Source organism: Peribacillus frigoritolerans (genome assembly GCF_040250305.1).
GTDB lineage: Bacteria > Bacillota > Bacilli > Bacillales > DSM-1321 > Peribacillus.
This window is the reverse complement of the sequence record NZ_CP158190.1, coordinates 5,091,211-5,108,262: the sequence shown is the minus strand read 5'-3', so window position 1 is coordinate 5,108,262 and position 17,052 is coordinate 5,091,211. Positions and strand designations below refer to the sequence as shown.

Below are 17,052 nucleotides of genomic sequence, written 5' to 3'. Positions count from 1 at the left end.
TTGAAATGGAGGAATACGAGCTATGGCAAAGAAAATGCCTGATATCGGCGATTATAAATATGGCTTTGCGGATAAAGATGTTTCCATCTTCCGTTCAAAGCGTGGTCTGACAAAAGAAATCGTGGAAGAAATCTCTCGAATGAAGGATGAACCGCAATGGATGCTTGATTTCCGTTTGAAATCATTGGAGCATTTTTACAACATGCCAATGCCTCAATGGGGCGGCGACATGCAGAGCCTGAACTTTGATGAAATCACATACTATGTTAAGCCATCAGAGAAATCAGAGAAGTCTTGGGATGAAGTTCCTGATGAAATCAAACAGACTTTTGATAAATTGGGAATTCCTGAAGCCGAACAAAAATACCTTGCCGGTGTATCTGCCCAATATGAATCTGAAGTGGTTTACCATAGCATGAAAGTGGAATTGGAAGACTTGGGTATCGTGTTTAAAGATACGGACTCAGCACTTCGTGAAAATGAAGATATCTTCCGTGAGCATTTTGGAAAAACGATCCCGCCTACTGACAATAAATTCTCGGCATTGAACTCGGCAGTTTGGTCAGGTGGATCATTCATCTATGTACCGAAAGGCGTTAAAGTGGATACTCCGCTTCAAGCTTATTTCCGGATCAACTCTGAAAACATGGGGCAATTCGAACGTACGCTAATCATTGTTGATGAAGGCGCATCCGTTCACTATGTAGAAGGTTGTACAGCTCCTGTTTATACAACTAACTCCCTTCATAGTGCGGTTGTTGAAATCGTCATCAAGAAAGATGCTTACTGCCGTTACACGACGATCCAAAACTGGGCAAACAACGTGTTTAACCTGGTTACGAAACGTGCGGTTTGTGACGCTAACGCAACAATGGAATGGATTGATGGTAACATCGGTTCCAAATTGACAATGAAATATCCTGCTGTCATCTTAAAAGGTGAAGGCGCTCGCGGTATGACATTATCGATTGCCATTGCCGGCAAAGGCCAACACCAAGACGCTGGAGCGAAAATGATTCACCTAGCGCCAAATACATCTTCAACGATTGTATCAAAATCAATTTCTAAACAGGGCGGTAAAGTAACATACCGTGGTATCGTTCATTTCGGACGTAAAGCGGATGGAGCTCGTTCCAACATTGAATGTGATACATTAATCATGGATAATCAGTCTACATCTGATACGATCCCTTACAATGAAATCTTGAATGATAACATTTCCCTTGAACACGAAGCGAAGGTTTCCAAAGTATCTGAAGAACAATTGTTCTACTTGATGAGCCGCGGAATTTCTGAGCAAGAAGCAACGGAAATGATCGTAATGGGCTTCATCGAACCATTTACAAAAGAACTTCCAATGGAATATGCGGTTGAAATGAACCGTCTGATCAAGTTCGAAATGGAAGGCTCCATCGGATAATAAGCTGTAAGATGTTGATGAAAAATTAAACCAGGTAATTTTGAAGTGTACCATTGGTGCAGATTCAGATTACCTTCTAGTAAAGAAGACGAACTTTATTGTTCGTCTTCTTTTATTTTGTTCGCTATATTTAAAAGCATGCTTGAAGTAAATTCAATTATTTTAGTACTAAGTCCTACACATATTAAGGAACCGTAGATGTTCGAGTCCGCTTAACTTCACTTAGAAATATATGAATAAGAGCTTTGTTGCTATTTTTTATAAAATTATATATTTTCTTTGAATATTAATTGTTGTTTTTATGTAATTAATACATTAATAATGCCAATTGAATATTTATTGTAGAAAATATAAACTTAAAGTACTTGGATTTTGGTTAATTTTACAAAAAAATGAAATCTAAAAAAGATACATGGTCAGTCTCAAGTAATCAAGCACAAGGTGTAGCACAAGGCGCTAATCCTTCAGGTAAGCCTTTTGCAGAAGTGGATAAGATGGGTGGTAAACCTAAAAAAGGTTATTATTTGCATTGGCATCCCTATAAAAAAACACCAAATGCTCATGCTTTTTATGGGGGGACCTGTTAAATGATGGGGGGAGTGTTATGAATTTTAATTACGAGGAGATTTATAAAAAGTACTTAAAAAATAAACAACACTTGGTTTTTAATAAAGAAGAGATTGTAACTAGGGTGAAGCAAAAGTTTAAGGCAGTGGAATTCAGTAAAGCGGAAATTCTTGATTTGCCAAGGGATGAGCATTTTGATTATGAGAAGATATTTCTTTGCCTCAAAATATGTGATAGTGATGTGTTGAAAAAAGTTTTCCTGCCTCATGAACTAAAATTTCATGAAGAACAACGGCAGGACAATCGACGCTACCCACTTAAAAAAAGTAAAATGAAAAAAAACTGGCTTGATCAAAATTATAATCAAATGATTATCGATGAACATGAAGGCAGGAGAATCGATATTGTTCTTGAAAGTAAAGATGGACATTATGTTTCTGAAAGTAAGGTGAAAGCTAGATGTGATTATCTGGATGGATATCTTAATTCGTTAATAGTGGGGGCGAAGCTGTTCCATGGAACGGCAGAGTTTGAAGAGAATATACATGATTATTATTTTCAATTCTACCTGGAAAATTTAGTGAAATACAATAGGCTAGGATGAAGCATTTTATCTTTATTGGTCAACACTTAGAAATTGTGCCATATGGAGCATAATTCATAAAACTTGATGCATCCTGAAAAGAGTATTATCATTAGACTAAAAATAAAGCCTTAAAAGATTGTAAGCTTCAATCGATCAACCTCGATACGGAAGGCTCCATCGAAGAATGACCGGGTGGCATGCCTATTAGTCGAATATAGCATAACCATTCATATAAAAGCCTGCCGGGGAGACTTGGCAGGTTCTTTAGTTTTTGAAGTGATGTTTTTCGGTATTACACCAAGTGTATATGCGATTATACAGGGTAAAAATATAGTATGGGAAGCCTGTCCAAAAGGGGATGATACAGATGATTTATGTTGGGGTGACTGGTTGGGGCGATCATGATAGTTTGTATGATGGCGGTGTGTCCCAGCGTGATAAATTGAAAGAGTATGGAGCCCATTTTCCTGTTGTGGAGGTAGATGCTTCGTTTTATGCGGTTCAGCCAAAACGGAATAGTGAAAAGTGGGTGTCCGAGACGCCTGCATCCTTTCAATTTGTCGTTAAAGCTTATCAGGGGATGACGGGACATCAACGTGGGGAAATTCCATTTGAAAGTAAGAAGGAAATGTTCAAGGCATTTTGCGACTCTCTGGAAGCTTATCAGAAGTCCGGAAAGCTCGCGATGGTCTTATTTCAGTTTCCACCATGGTTTGATTGTAAACGTGAAAATGTCAATTACCTGCGATGGTGCAAAGCTGAAATGGGCGATATTCCAGTTGCCATAGAGTTCCGGAATCAAAGCTGGTACAGGCCCAACGTAGTTCAGCAAACTTTGGATTTTATCGAAAAGGAAGGCTGGATCCATACTGTATGCGATGAGCCGCAGGCTGGAGAGGGATCCATTCCTGTCGTTCTGCAGGCCATGGATAAAGATAAAACCCTGGTACGCTTTCATGGCCGTAACCTGCATGGTTGGCAAAGGCCTTCTTCGGGTGATAATTGGCGTGAGGTCAGGTACTTATATCGATATAATCAGCAGGAATTGACTGAATGGGTGGAGAAAATCAGGATATTGGAAAAGGAATCCAAGGATATATATATCCTGTTCAATAATAATTCAGGCGGAGATGCCGCTGATAATGCCAAACAAATGATTGAGCTGCTTGGTATAGAATATGAAGGACTGGCTCCTAAGCAGCTTGGTTTGTTTTAAGAGGATATATATAATTAAATAAAGAGATATTGTGACAACTAGTAGAGGTTATATCCTCACAAACAGGTAAAGGCGGATTTCTACATGGTATGGTTAGTATTAGTGGGTATTGGATTATTAGCGGGATCAATCGGCGCTCTTGTCGGTCTGGGCGGCGGCATCATCATTGTGCCTTCCCTTTTATATTTAGGTACATCTACAAATATTATCGATGAGCTGACTCCACAGGTCGCCGTTGGTGTTTCAACCGTAATCATGATTTTTACCGGCTTATCTTCGACTTTATCTTATTTAAAACATAAAGTGGTGGATTATAAGGCCGGCTTAATCTTTTTTATTGGCAGTGCGCCTGGTGGAATAATGGGGGCATATGTGAATAAAAACCTTAACGCCGAAGCTTTTTCATTGTACTTTGGTATTTTCATGGTTTTCATGGCCATTGTGCTATTAGTGAAAAATCGTTTGAAGCCAATGCTTTTCAAGCCTGGAAAAGGGAAAATAGTGAAAACGTATGAAACTGAAAATGGACATTCATTTTCTTATGGTTATCACCCCGTGTTAGCTGTATTGATTTCCTTTGTCGTGGGATTCAGCTCCGGATTATTTGGAATTGGCGGTGGGGCCTTGATGGTTCCCGTCATGATGCTTCTTTTCTTCTTCCCTCCGCATATGGCTGTAGCGACTTCGATGTTCATGGTATTTTTATCATCCATCACTAATTCGATTACCCATATTTCCCTTGGAAATGTAAATTGGCCATATGCTTTTGCCCTGATTCCGGGTGCATGGTTCGGTGCTAAATTGGGCGCATTCATCAATACGCGCCTAAAGAGTGCGTCGCTGGAAAATATGTTGAAAATAGTGCTGATAATCATTGGTTTACGTCTTATATACCAAGGCATTACAGGATAAACGAGGAGGGAAAATGATGTCAGAAATCATTCATTTATATCACACCAATGATCTCCATAGTCATTTTGAGAATTGGCCTCGTATTGATAAGTTTCTTAAAGAAAGAAGACAACTTCATCAAGAAACGGGAGAAGAAGCGATCATACTGGATATAGGCGATCATGTGGACCGCTGGCACCCATATACAGAAGGTACGTTGGGTAAAGGAAATATTGAACTGCTTAATGAAGCGGGCTACCAATATGTGACCATCGGCAATAATGAAGGGATCACTTTACCTCATGATGCGTTGGACTCCTTATATGATCATGCAAGGTTCAAGGTCTTGGCAGCCAATATTTATTACGGTGATAATGAAAGGCCGGAATGGGCGCTGCCATATTGGATACATACAACGGTAAAAGGCACCAAGATCGCGATGATAGGTTTGACAGCCTTTTTTCAAAAGTTTTACTCTGCGATGGGCTGGGAAATAACAGAACCATTCGTGGAGTTAAAGGCACAGCTTGAAAGGGTCAAAACAGAGGCGGATGTAATCATCATCCTTTCCCACCTGGGCATCCATGATGATGAGAGGATGGCAGAGGACTTTCCGGAGATTGACATCATACTTGGCGCGCATACCCACCACATCCTCCACCAAGGTAAATTGATCAATGACACACTCCTTTGCGGTGCAGGGAAATATGGCTTCTTTGTTGGGCAGGTGGAAATGACCGTCAATCAGGAAAAGAAAATTAGCCAGAAGAGAGCCATTCTTTATGATACCAATGACTTTTGGGAATTGGAGAATGAACGGTCATGGATTGAAGAGATATACCAGGCCGGGGGGGAAACGCTAAAACAGGTTGCTGTGGACTTACCGATGGCACTGGATAATGATTGGTTCAAACGAAGTCCTTTGACGGAAATCCTTGGGGAGGCCCTAAGGGAGTGGAGTCAGGCGGATTGTTCCTTTTTGAATGCAGGTCTTCTGCTCGAGGGGCTTCCGAAGGGACCTGTCACAAAAGGGGATATTCACAGAATCTGCCCACATCCCATCAATCCTTGCGTCGTTGAAGTCGATGGGAATGAATTAAAGGAAATCTTAATGCAATCGAGAAATGAAGAGTGGCCTCATATTCAGGTGAAAGGTTTCGGTTTCCGCGGAAAAATCATGGGAGTCATGCATTATGATCAAATTGAATTTAACGAAATGGAGAATGGAATCGTAAAAGGGATCCTTATAAAAGGAGAGAAACTGCAGGCGGATAAGTCCTATAAATTGGCAATACCTGATATGTTCACGTTCGGGCACTTCTTTCCAAGTATCCATCGCTCCAATCGCAAGGAATACTTACTGCCGGAATTCTTACGGGATATCCTTTTATGGAAGCTGAAAAAAATACACACTAACCCCTGATACGAAATCACGGTTTTGCCCTTTTTTTCATAAAGTATGGGGAAGGAAGGGGCGAAACCAATTGATTAACATGATCCCAATAATTCTTGATAATCATACATTCCTAGCCATTTCTGTCCGACTGCCGAAAACGAATTTACTTGCTGTCGCGTCCGAAAAAGGGTATATAATGTGCGGTGCGTTAGATGTTGGACTGCTGAACGATAAATTGAGAGATCGTAAAATCCTTGCAGGGAGGGCCACAGGAGTTAAATCGATTGAAGAGTTATTGGAAGCGCCGCTTGAATCGGTTACCTGGGAGGCTGTGGAAAAGGGCATTCATCCAGGAATGATTGGTAAAGAGGCATTAATCAAAATGATTTGAAAAAGCGGGCTTTCTTTTTTCAGAAGGGGGCCTTATTTATTTATATGCAAATGCTGATATTTTTTCAATAAATATATTCAAACAGATTCATTTATCAAAATTTTTTCCGATAATCTTTATAAAGGAAAGAAACGGTTTGATTTACAAATATTGAATGGGGAGATGGGGTACAGGTATGAGGCTAGCTATTACAAAGTCCCTAAGCCCTGGAGCAAGGCTCGGTAAAAACATCTATAATGAGCGGGGCCATGTGCTATTGTGCGAGGGTCTTACATTAACGCAGAAAATGATCAATCGACTGGTGTCCCTTAATATACCCTTTGTTTACATTCAAGATTCCAGGACGGATGATATCATTCCAATGCCCCCAGTGTCCGGGAAACTTAGAAGAGAAGCCATTAATACGATTGAAACCACTTTCCTGGACATGAAAAACAAAATGAACTTTGATGGATCATTCACGATAGAGCAGGCTAACGTCAAGTTCACTCAAATAGTCCGGAACATCATGGACGAGCTGAAAAGGAATAAAGAGTTAATGACTTTATTGGCCGACGTTTATACATACGATGACTATATCTTTACGCATTCCTTCAATGTGACCTTATATACCCTGGCGATCGGGATGGAATTGAATATCAATAATAAGAATCTCGAAATTCTTGGGCTGGGGGCGATTTTACATGATGTCGGCAAAATGCTCGTGCCTTTGGAAATCCTCCGTAAACCCGGCAAACTGACGGAAAAGGAGTTTGAACAAATCCAAAAACATGCCGATTACGGATTTCATCTAATCAAAAATGTTCATACCGTTTCACTTTTAGTTGCGAATTGTGCCTATCAGCATCATGAAAGGTTAGATGGCTCTGGATATCCCCGTGGGATAAAGGGGGATGAAATCCATTATTTCGGCAAGATCATTGCCGTTGCCGATGTGTTTGATGCCGTGACTTCCAATCGGGTTTACCGTAAAGCCATGCTGCCGCATCAGGGTTTGGAAGTCCTTTATGCCGGAGTCGGGAAAAAGTTCGACAATACGATCATCGAGGCTTTCCGCAGGGCGGTTGCCATTTATCCTAATGGTCTATCAGTAGAATTGAATGATGGTAGGAAAGGAATAGTATCCGCTCAAAATGAGGGGATTGGAGACCGCCCCATGATAAGGATACTGGAAGAAGATGGGGAGCAGATAAAAGAGCCCTATGAAGTGGACTTAAATAAAAACCTGCATTTGCTTATCATGAAATGTCTCAATATACAAGAACCAGCCTAACTTCAAGGATAAGCTGGTTTTGTCATTCCTTGTTTTCCTTCATGATCGCAGGTGCCACCGAACCGTTTCCATTACTAAAATAACTTGGAACATCACCCTCGATCAGCAGACTTCCGACTGTCACTTCCTGACTCACCTTGGTCTCCTTCGTGAAAGAGGGGATGACGATTTGAATATTGACATCAAAATCCACAATCAATTCATAATAAACATTATTGATGCCTGCGTTTGTCAGTTTTGTCCTCAAATCCGATTCAACATTCCCGATGACTGACATTTTCACTGGGATTTCTGGTCCGTAATTGGAAAGGAGATTATTCCCGGTTACAACACCAAATGGTATATAATAGACCACACTTTTATATTGTTCATCATTTATTTTTGCTGAACCTGTTTTAAAAGGGTTTCCCTGTTTGATGCCAAGTTTCTTTTGAATGTCCTTCGTTATGTTAGCCCGCAATTCACTGTATATGACCGGATTGAAGCTATAGGAGGAACTGGAGTCCTTACCACCCTTATTGTTGGTGATGATTTTGTTCATATCAACCTTGGCTATATTCTCATCAACCGATTCATGAATCGTTTCCGTTGCAATCCGTTTGATTTCATATTCGGCTACACTCATGATCACGGGTTCGATTGATTTGTCCACGTACCAAAGAGTCATGATGCTTGATATGATGAACAGGATAAATGAATAGAGAAATACTTTCCTGGTGGGAAGAGGCCCCTTTTTTCGGAATTTCTTCGGTCGAAATCTTTTTCGGAACACGCTTTAGCCCCCTTTACTAATACCTATGCATCAAGTTTAGGGGTTTATGTTGAAATCAAAAAAAAGCAGCGTAAAATTTACGCCGCTCACTTTCGTTTTTTAGCTAAATCTTTCCTTTCCCACAATCTTAAATAGGGGTAAGGGTCAAAGCTCCATTCTGTGATTCCATTGTCTTTGTACATCCCGTAATGAAGATGCGGTGGGAATTTTCCCGAAGTTCCTGGAGGACCGTAACCTGTACTGCCGACACCTCCGATGACTTGTCCGGGCTCGACGATTTGTCCGACTTTCAACCCTTTGGCAAAGCCGCTTAAATGGGCAAAGTAATGATAGGTATTATTTAAATCCCGTATCCCTATCCTCCAACCGCCAAATTTATTCCAGCCTTTCATCTCGATGATTCCATAGCTGGTGGAACGAACGGGAAGGCTATAATCGGCAAAAATATCAGTGCCCTCATGGATTCTCCTTCCGCCCCATCCACGAGCGCTTCCCCATGTATTCAAGTACGTATAATGAGTCCGTACTGGAACAGGGAAGGCCTTTTCATGTAAATCCAACCGGCCATATTTCTTATAAATCTCGGCATTGCCGATAATGATGCTGACTGCTTTATCTCGTTTATAATAATCCCACAAGCCGATCCGGATATTATCTTCATCTGCGCCATAAGATTGGAGATGCTTCGAAAAAGCATACAATCGATCGGTATCATTATTGATATCAGCTTTGCCATCACCATTGCCATCCTGGCCCAATCCATCAAAAAATGTGATCGTGAGCGGGTTCACGTCGTTTAAGTCAGGATTGAGGGCCCCGCTCCACTTTGAAGGCTCGATGTGGATGCCTATTAAACCCTTTGCCGGCTCTAAGTCCCTTCGTGCAGCCCTGAGGCTATGCTCATATTGATCAGCTCCAGCAAGGTAATACCACGGGATTTGGAGAGTAGCCTCCATATTTTTATATAGCTCCATTCTCCCGGGATAAGCATCTGGGGTATCGGCAGCATCAGCCACTTGGCCTGGTGCACTATTCAAAATTAACAAACAAGTTATCGTAAGAAGGAATAATTTTTTCAACGGGGCAGGCTCCTTTCATGACATTCTCCGTAATTAAAATACATCAGTCCATCCATCGTTTATAGTTTTGCTGATTTAGCTATAAACATGAAAAATAAATAATGGGAAACCAACTATAACTTGTATAAATGCTTTTTTATTGTTAAAGTAGGGTGTGTTAATTTCTATAGAATGGAGTGGCATTTTCATGTCTTCTACAAATAAAGAAATTCTTCGTAAACCAGATTGGTTGAAAATAAAGCTTAATACTAACGAAAATTACCTCGGTTTAAAAAATATGATGCGCGAGAAAAATCTTCATACAGTCTGTGAAGAGGCAAAATGTCCGAATATTCACGAATGCTGGGCAGTGAGAAGAACGGCTACTTTCATGATCTTAGGTGAAATCTGTACAAGGGCATGCCGTTTTTGTGCTGTTACAACCGGACGTCCGAATGAATTGGACTGGGCTGAACCTGAGCGTGTTGCCGATTCCGTTGTTTTGATGAATTTAAAGCATGTCGTCATTACAGCTGTTGCCCGTGATGATTTAAAGGATGGAGGCGCTGAAGTTTTCGCTGAAACAGTCCGTGCAATCCGTCGCAAAAATCCATTTACTTCTATTGAAGTATTACCGTCTGATATGGGCGGGGTGTTTGAAAATATCAAGACTTTGATGGATGCTAAACCAGATATCCTGAACCATAATATAGAGACTGTCAGAAGTTTATCCGACCGTGTACGGGCTCAGGCCAAGTACGAACGTTCTTTGGAGCTTTTAAGAAGAGCAAAGGAACTGTATCCGGAAATCCCGACAAAATCCAGTTTAATGGTAGGTCTTGGTGAAACGCGGGAGGAAATACTCGAGACCATGGATGACCTAAGGGCTAATAATGTCGATATCATGACAATCGGCCAGTATTTACAGCCGACTAAAAAGCATTTAAAGGTGCTGAAATACTACACGCCTGAGGAATTTGCCGAACTGAAAGAACGTGCATTGGAAAAAGGCTTCAGCCATTGTGAATCCGGTCCGCTTGTCCGTTCATCCTACCATGCGGATGAACAGGTTAATGCTGCGGCTAAACATAAGCAAAACAAAGGTGAAGAATTATTGAAATAGAGTGAAATAAAGGACCGAAAAATTCGGTCCTTTTTTATTCAACGGTTATCCATTTTTTGATGGATGTTATCATGATGATCTCTTTTATCGTTAACCATTTCTCCATTTTCATTTTCTGCGTCACTCATTTTGTACCCTTGAGGCGATTTCAGCATTCTTTTGATCGTTTGTTCGATCGTATAGTCAATACCTTTGCTGCCGGATTTCACTGTAGCGAAATTCTCGACATCTTGGGCAAGGTTTTGATAATCATCACTGACGTAGACATGATAGTAGCGAGGCACGACGGACATGGCAGTTCGTTTAACTTGGTCGGCGGTTTCCGTCCGATCCTTGTTATTGGTATCATATACGACAAGTACTTCCTCATCAGTAACGAGTGTAGCGGCGTCATTGACATTTGGAATCTGAACACTCAATTTAGAAATGACATCAGAAAGTTGTTCACGGTCAATGGAAGCAGCTTTGTTGGAAATGTTACGGCCGTCAATGGTTGCACTATTGGTGCGGGTAAATCCAAAATCATCACTTTTGTTGTCATTATTACGATAATCCTCATCATAATATTGAGTTGGATTATTTACGTTTGTTGGGTTGCCTGCATTGTTTTTTGCACCGAGCCCCTGATCATCTTCATTATCAGCACATCCAGTTAGTGCAATAATCGAGCTTAAACCTATCGTTATTATCGTTTTTTTCATCAATAACACCCCCGTAACTTTAGGATGAACATATTTCTCTATTTTTCGCTTAGTAATTGATGGGGAATCAGTTATAATTTAAAGAAGGAATGTATATATGAGAGGTGAAAACAATGATTAACATCAATAACATGACCTATGAAATAATTGAGGATGAAAGGGAAGGCTATAACGAAGAAGCGTTTAAAGCCAGATACAGTGAGATTTTAACGAAGTATGATTATATAGTGGGGGATTGGGGTTACGGGCAATTGAGGCTGCGTGGATTTTTTGATGATTCCAATCAGAAAGCGACCTTCGATACGAAAATAAGCACGCTTAGTGAATATTTATATGAATACTGCAATTTTGGCTGTCCTTATTTCGTCGTGAAGAAAGTAAAGAAATAAAAAGGCCAGAATCTACTCTGGCCTTCCATGTTAAGAGTTACCATATCCTTTATATGGAGGCTGTTCATCTTTTTCTGGATCATCATGTGTCGGATGAGCACCAGGATATTGTCGAGGTAAGCCTTCGTGCAACGATTTATTTTCATAATTGAAGGCACTTTGATATCGTTGCCCTTCCTGCCACGGTGTGTTTTTATTCTGGACTGGTGCATCTTTTGCAATGGGTGATCCAAAAGGTCCTTCGGGAAATTCTTCAGGAATTAAATAATCCCTCTGTTTTTCGACATTGGAAAAATCGTGGTATTCTTCTTTGTCCAAGATAATCCCCCCCTCATGTAATCGATCTTACATTCAGTAGGTTTTCCCGTTTAAGATAAAAAACTTCAGCACTCAGACGATTTCCATTAAAAAGTGACGTAGTTCCTCGGCTTCCGCTTCTGACAACTGAAAGGCATGCTCAAGATAGCCTTCCTCTTCTAAATCATCAGGCCCAATTATCGCAAAACGGTTACTCTGCATATTCAAAACAAGCTTCTTTCCATAAAACCGATCGGTAGTCGTAATGGCCAGATCGAATCTCGATTCCTCTCCCATGAAGCTTATGAACCGGGTTTTTGAATCAACGACGTCATTGTATAAATAAAAACGATCTTCCATAGTCTCATTCCCTTCTTATCTTCACATTTGTAGTTCCATCATAACAAAGTGACTTCAATAGGGGAACAGACATTTTTCTGGTCTGCTGGCTGGAGAAATTAATCCCTCCTCATGATGCTTTATGAATCTCCAGCAATCATTGCGTTCATCGATTAAATGAAAATGGTTAAGAATATAAATGGGATCATGAATTGGTTTTCTTGGAGTGGACGTCGAAAAATGCCCCCCTGTAGAAAAGGCAATGTGTAAGTCAGCGCTCCTGTTAGTAATTGGATGGTGCAATGGTTGTGGTTGAAGGAATTGAGAGGAAGGGAGAAGCTATGGTATTATCAATGAATAAGGTTGGTTCGGCACAGGGTTTTACCTATGCCGATCATTCAACCAATGATTCCCTATATCATCTTAGATCAGAAAGGATCTGGAAATAATGTACTTTGTAGACCGCCAAAAAATTGAACAAATATTAGGTTTTCTTGAAAAGCAGCTTGGACTTTTTGAAGGGCATGATAATTGGGATGGAGACCTTTCGGAACTTATCGCAGAAAGGCTGATACAAACTTCCATCGATTCCGTGTTGGATGTAGGAAATGCGGTAATTGATGGTTTCATTATGCGTGATCCAGGAAGTTATGAAGATATTATCGATATCCTTCAAGATGAAAAAGTGATTTCAGAAGAAAAAGCGATACAATTCAAAAAGGTTTTGCCATTAAGGAAAATGCTGGTTCAAGACTTCATTGAAGTGAATCACAAAGAACTGCATGCCGTATTTTCGGAAAATATCGAGGCATTCAAGCAATTCCCTGATTTGGTGAGGAACTATTTAACAAATGAATTGGGACCTGTATCAGCTTTTAAAAACTAGCAGCGTTAGGAAGGCGAATTCAAATGAAGTCGTATAAAGGATATTTAATTGACTTAGATGGCACCATGTATCGCGGAACTGAACAAATTGCGGAAGCGGCAGGGTTTATTAATGACCTAAGGAAAAGGGATATCCCTTATTTATTCGTCACCAATAATTCATCCCGGACTCCGGCACAAGTAGCGGATAAGTTAAGAAGCATCGGCATCTCAACAGAGGATGAACAGGTTTTCACGACAAGCATGGCCACTGCCAATTACATAGCCGAACAAAAGAAGGATGCATCGGTCTATGTGGTGGGTGAAGAAGGCATCATCGAGGCTCTTAAGGAAAAAGGAATGAAGCTTGTCGAAGAGCATCCAGATTTTCTGGTAATGGGCATCGATCGCGGCGTCAATTATGAAAAGTTGTCAAAAGCCTGTCTTGCTGTTAGAAATGGTGCTGTTTTCATTTCGACCAATGGTGATATTGCCATTCCTACTGAGCAAGGCCTTTTGCCTGGGAATGGTTCCTTGACCTCCGTTGTTTCCGTTTCGACTCAGGTACAGCCGATTTTCATTGGAAAACCTGAATCCGTCATAGTGGAGCAAGCACTAAGAGTATTAGGGGTACCTAAAGAAGAGACAATCATGGTTGGCGATAACTATGATACGGATATCCTTGCCGGCATTAATGCAGGGATCGATACACTGCTTGTACATACTGGCGTGACGACAAAAGAACGCCTAAAGCAATATAAGGAGCAGCCTACGCATGTGGTGGACACTCTCGACTTATGGCGTTTCGAATGAAAAAAAACAGGCCTGCGATTGCAGGCCTGTTTTTTTTCATGTCGTTTTATTCTGCATTTTCGGTTCTATGGGCAAGCCGGCTTGAAGCGGCAGCTGCAATCGCCCCAACGATATCATCTAAAAAGGTGTTCACCTTACCAGTGCTTTTATCGTTTAGATATTTTAAGATCCCCGGCTTTTGTTTATCGATGAAACCATAATTGGTAAAGCCGATTGATCCATATACATTCACAATTGAAAAAGCCAATATTTCATCGACCCCATATAGGCCCTCATCTATTTCAATTATGCTCAGCAGAGGCTCCTCGAGCAGTTTTTTCTCAGCTAGAATATCCAACTGAATGCCGGTAAGGATGGCATTTTGGACCTCGCGTTTTGAAAGGACCCGTTCGACATTGTGAAGGCAATCGGACATTTGGAGATTTTCATGGTAGCCAGATTGTAAATACATGACAAGCTCAGCGATATCCTCCAATTTCACTCCTCGTTCAATTAGCCATCTTCGAGCCGTTTTTTCAGACATTGATTGTTCAATATTAGCCATGTCATCACCCATTTCTCTATATTTTAAAGGGATAGTTCTAATGCAGGTAGTTTGATCTAATTAAAATGAAAACCCATGAAGGATGTTTTGATCCGAATTTCTAATAAGGTTTCGATAATCATTCAGAAAACGGGTTATTCCACATATATATAAGTATATGATGTCCAATATTTCTATTATATCCATTTGATGAAGGGGGCCATTCCATGATAGAAGAAATCATTTTTAATAATTATGGCATAAAGGTGGAGCTTGAAGAAGCCAATAGCAGGTTTCCAAGCTTCCGTTCAGGAAATATGGTTTACAGCATCGTTCCCATTGAAAATATGGAGCAGGAGGAATTAGTGGAACGGTATAAAATGTCTCAACATCTGATTTCTCAAGGAGATCGTCACGTATCCGCCTTTGTCCTTGCCAATCATGGAAGTTATGTTTCGGAAGCGGATGAACAATTATTCATCCTTCTTGCCAATCAGGCATTGGAAGGTCCGAAAAATTTCAACCCAGGACGACGTCTGGCAAGATTTCATCAGCGGGGGAGAAATATTAATGAAACGATTCGAACATGCTCAAGGATCGGAAAATGGAAAGAACTCTGGGAACAAAGGATCGATCAGTTAGAAAAGATTTGGCGGGATAAGCTCAACGCCCATCCTGATAACCAGTTTGAAAAATTATTCATAGAAACCTTTCCCTATTATATGGTCCTAGGTGAAAATGCGATTCAATATTTAGTCGACACGGAAATTGATGATACCCCGCAAATTGTCGATAGTGGAACGGTTTGTTATGAACGTTTTTTACATGATACCTGGAAAAGCAATAAGTGGATGAAAAATCCGTTCGATTGGGTATTCGACCACGGAACCAGGGATGTCGCGGAATGGGTGAGGGAACACTATTTTCAAAATGTTCATACCCATCAACGGGGCATCGGCCAATTCTTTCACGAATATCAATCCATAGAACATTTCTCCAGCTTTTCAGCCCGGTTGTTATATTCGAGGATGCTGTTTCCCATTCATTATTTTGAAACTGTGGAAGAGTATTTTTCAAAAACGACGGAATCAAGGTCGAATGAGTTGGAGGATAAAATATCTTCAATAACGAAATCCTCCCAACAATATGAATCCTTCCTCAAACATTTTTATGAATTGGCAGAGGTCCCGGCCAAGCAATATGATTTGCCTAAAATTGACTGGATTTAGATAAAAACGGGAAAGAAATATGATTCATCCTAACTTACTATGTTATGATGATAACAAGATTTTTTAGAATAATTAGATATTTAATCGCTATGGAAGGATGGGACCATGAAAAGATTGATGATGGCCGCCCTTTTAGCCCTTTTAATCATCCAAATGACAAATCTTGCAAAAGCTGAAACGAAAACAAGTTGCGAAGCAAATCAATTCAAGATTGTCATGAAGTCTGCTGCGGATGTGAAGGAAAAAGCGTCGGCTGCAAGCAAAACATTAATAACTTATAAGAAAAACAAAGAATTATCGACAAGTGGAAGAACTGGGAACTGGTATAAGGTCTGTCACTCTAAAAAGACAGCATATATCAATGTGGCAGATGCTAAAGAGGTTTTCGGTACCAGTGAAAAAGCCCTTCTAAAGAAATTCGATAGTAGAAAAGGCGTTAACCAAGTTGTATCGGTGACAGGAAAAGTGATGAGTGATACAAAGGTCACGATCCAAACGTATGAAAAGAAACAAGGGGAATGGCGCCGGGCATTGAAGAAGATGGAGGGTGTCATTGGGAAGAACGGCTTCACGAAGAGCAAAAAAGAGGGTGATGGAAAATCCCCGGTTGGAATTTATTCATTCGGTACGTCCTTTGGAAGTGGAACGAAGCCAGCCGGAATGAAAATGAGTTATAAGAAAACGACCAAATATGACTACTGGATTGATGATCAGACATCCAAGGATTATAACAAGTGGAAAACCTATAAAGGAAATCCTGCAGTTAAATGGAAGTCTTTCGAAAGGATGAATCATGAACTCTATAAGTATGGCGCGGTCATCAATTATAATACGAATCCCATCATAAAAGGAAAAGGCAGTGCAATCTTTCTTCATGTATGGAGAGGAGATACAAAGCCGACGGCGGGATGTACAGCCACAGCTGAAAAGAATGTCCTCAGTTTACTGAAATGGATGGATCCCGTGCAAAAACCACATATTGTAATGGGTACAAATGATTCATTGAAGAGCGTTAAATAATAATCATCAAAATGGTTTCCCATAAAAAAATCAGCTTTACCCGTTCTTACTCGTTCAAGGGATGGACGAAAAAAGTTCGTGCATCCATCTTTTCTAACTATTGATAATTATATGAATTAAACTTATAATGTCTACTATACAAATACAAATGTTTTCTTCAGACAAACAGTTTTTAAGGGGGAAC

The 17,052-nt window shown here is 40.4% G+C and carries 20 protein-coding genes; 14 read left to right on the top strand and 6 right to left on the bottom strand.

The window, feature by feature from the left end:
* The first annotated feature begins 22 nt into the window (after positions 1-22).
* From sufB to ABOA58_RS25285, 8 genes are all read left to right on the top strand, one after another.
* A complete protein-coding gene (sufB, locus tag ABOA58_RS25320) occupies positions 23-1,420 on the top strand; it encodes a Fe-S cluster assembly protein SufB (protein ID WP_053536753.1) in 1,398 nt (465 codons plus the stop codon).
* A gap of 392 nt (positions 1,421-1,812) precedes the next feature.
* Entirely contained in the window at positions 1,813-2,007 is a 195-nt protein-coding gene (locus tag ABOA58_RS25315; RefSeq protein ID WP_350300480.1) for a hypothetical protein, read from the top strand.
* 17 nt (positions 2,008-2,024) lie between these two features.
* Positions 2,025-2,591 carry a hypothetical protein gene (locus ABOA58_RS25310; RefSeq protein WP_350300479.1) on the top strand — a complete coding sequence of 189 codons (567 nt, stop codon included), beginning with the start codon at positions 2,025-2,027 and terminating at the stop codon, positions 2,589-2,591.
* Between the two features lie 349 nt (positions 2,592-2,940).
* A complete protein-coding gene (locus ABOA58_RS25305) occupies positions 2,941-3,789 on the top strand; it encodes a DUF72 domain-containing protein (protein WP_350300478.1) in 849 nt (282 codons plus the stop codon).
* Between the two features lie 84 nt (positions 3,790-3,873).
* Positions 3,874-4,701, top strand: a complete 828-nt coding sequence (locus ABOA58_RS25300) for a sulfite exporter TauE/SafE family protein (protein ID WP_350300477.1) — start codon at positions 3,874-3,876, stop codon at positions 4,699-4,701.
* Between the two features lie 16 nt (positions 4,702-4,717).
* Positions 4,718-6,103: a bifunctional metallophosphatase/5'-nucleotidase gene (locus tag ABOA58_RS25295; RefSeq protein ID WP_350300476.1), complete on the top strand. Its 1,386-nt coding sequence runs from the start codon at positions 4,718-4,720 to the stop codon at positions 6,101-6,103.
* A gap of 61 nt (positions 6,104-6,164) precedes the next feature.
* Positions 6,165-6,467: a YunC family protein gene (locus tag ABOA58_RS25290; RefSeq protein ID WP_034310161.1), complete on the top strand. Its 303-nt coding sequence runs from the start codon at positions 6,165-6,167 to the stop codon at positions 6,465-6,467.
* A gap of 175 nt (positions 6,468-6,642) precedes the next feature.
* On the top strand, positions 6,643-7,740 hold the full coding sequence (locus ABOA58_RS25285; RefSeq protein ID WP_350300475.1) for an HD-GYP domain-containing protein: 1,098 nt from the start codon (positions 6,643-6,645) through the stop codon (positions 7,738-7,740).
* A gap of 22 nt (positions 7,741-7,762) precedes the next feature.
* Here ABOA58_RS25285 and yunB read toward each other — a convergent pair whose 3' ends face one another.
* Entirely contained in the window at positions 7,763-8,512 is a 750-nt protein-coding gene (yunB, locus tag ABOA58_RS25280; protein ID WP_101223646.1) for a sporulation protein YunB, read from the bottom strand.
* Positions 8,513-8,598: 86 nt separating this feature from the next.
* On the bottom strand, positions 8,599-9,591 hold the full coding sequence (locus tag ABOA58_RS25275) for a M23 family metallopeptidase (RefSeq protein WP_434547754.1): 993 nt from the start codon (positions 9,589-9,591) through the stop codon (positions 8,599-8,601).
* Positions 9,592-9,778: 187 nt separating this feature from the next.
* Here ABOA58_RS25275 and lipA point away from each other — a divergent pair, with 187 nt between their 5' ends.
* Positions 9,779-10,693: a lipoyl synthase gene (gene lipA, locus ABOA58_RS25270; protein WP_063234033.1), complete on the top strand. Its 915-nt coding sequence runs from the start codon at positions 9,779-9,781 to the stop codon at positions 10,691-10,693.
* A gap of 38 nt (positions 10,694-10,731) precedes the next feature.
* On the opposite strand, the gene ABOA58_RS25265 is transcribed toward lipA, so the two are convergent.
* Entirely contained in the window at positions 10,732-11,394 is a 663-nt protein-coding gene (locus ABOA58_RS25265; RefSeq protein ID WP_350300474.1) for a YhcN/YlaJ family sporulation lipoprotein, read from the bottom strand.
* A gap of 113 nt (positions 11,395-11,507) precedes the next feature.
* On the opposite strand from ABOA58_RS25265, the gene ABOA58_RS25260 reads away from it, so the two are divergent.
* The gene (locus tag ABOA58_RS25260) at positions 11,508-11,783 is read left to right on the top strand and encodes a YutD family protein (protein WP_350300473.1); all 276 of its coding nucleotides are present in this window, start codon (positions 11,508-11,510) and stop codon (positions 11,781-11,783) included.
* Between the two features lie 30 nt (positions 11,784-11,813).
* Here the strand turns inward: ABOA58_RS25260 and ABOA58_RS25255 are convergent, their stop codons facing one another.
* Entirely contained in the window at positions 11,814-12,101 is a 288-nt protein-coding gene (locus tag ABOA58_RS25255; RefSeq protein ID WP_286197464.1) for a cytosolic protein, read from the bottom strand.
* 72 nt (positions 12,102-12,173) lie between these two features.
* Positions 12,174-12,440 carry a DUF3055 domain-containing protein gene (locus ABOA58_RS25250; protein ID WP_098371475.1) on the bottom strand — a complete coding sequence of 89 codons (267 nt, stop codon included), beginning with the start codon at positions 12,438-12,440 and terminating at the stop codon, positions 12,174-12,176.
* Positions 12,441-12,867: 427 nt separating this feature from the next.
* Here ABOA58_RS25250 and ABOA58_RS25245 point away from each other — a divergent pair, with 427 nt between their 5' ends.
* Entirely contained in the window at positions 12,868-13,305 is a 438-nt protein-coding gene (locus ABOA58_RS25245) for a DUF86 domain-containing protein (RefSeq protein ID WP_101223642.1), read from the top strand.
* Positions 13,306-13,328: 23 nt separating this feature from the next.
* Positions 13,329-14,096 (top strand): TIGR01457 family HAD-type hydrolase, encoded by a 768-nt coding sequence (locus tag ABOA58_RS25240; protein ID WP_241592726.1) that lies wholly within the window; start codon positions 13,329-13,331, stop codon positions 14,094-14,096.
* Positions 14,097-14,142: 46 nt separating this feature from the next.
* Here ABOA58_RS25240 and ABOA58_RS25235 read toward each other — a convergent pair whose 3' ends face one another.
* Positions 14,143-14,640: a phosphatidylglycerophosphatase A family protein gene (locus ABOA58_RS25235; protein ID WP_063234039.1), complete on the bottom strand. Its 498-nt coding sequence runs from the start codon at positions 14,638-14,640 to the stop codon at positions 14,143-14,145.
* Between the two features lie 206 nt (positions 14,641-14,846).
* On the opposite strand from ABOA58_RS25235, the gene yutH reads away from it, so the two are divergent.
* Together yutH and ABOA58_RS25225 are read left to right on the top strand one after the other, a co-directional pair.
* On the top strand, positions 14,847-15,848 hold the full coding sequence (gene yutH / locus ABOA58_RS25230) for a spore coat putative kinase YutH (RefSeq protein ID WP_350300472.1): 1,002 nt from the start codon (positions 14,847-14,849) through the stop codon (positions 15,846-15,848).
* A gap of 105 nt (positions 15,849-15,953) precedes the next feature.
* Positions 15,954-16,868: a L,D-transpeptidase family protein gene (locus ABOA58_RS25225; RefSeq protein WP_350300471.1), complete on the top strand. Its 915-nt coding sequence runs from the start codon at positions 15,954-15,956 to the stop codon at positions 16,866-16,868.
* The last annotated feature ends 184 nt before the right edge of the window (positions 16,869-17,052 follow it).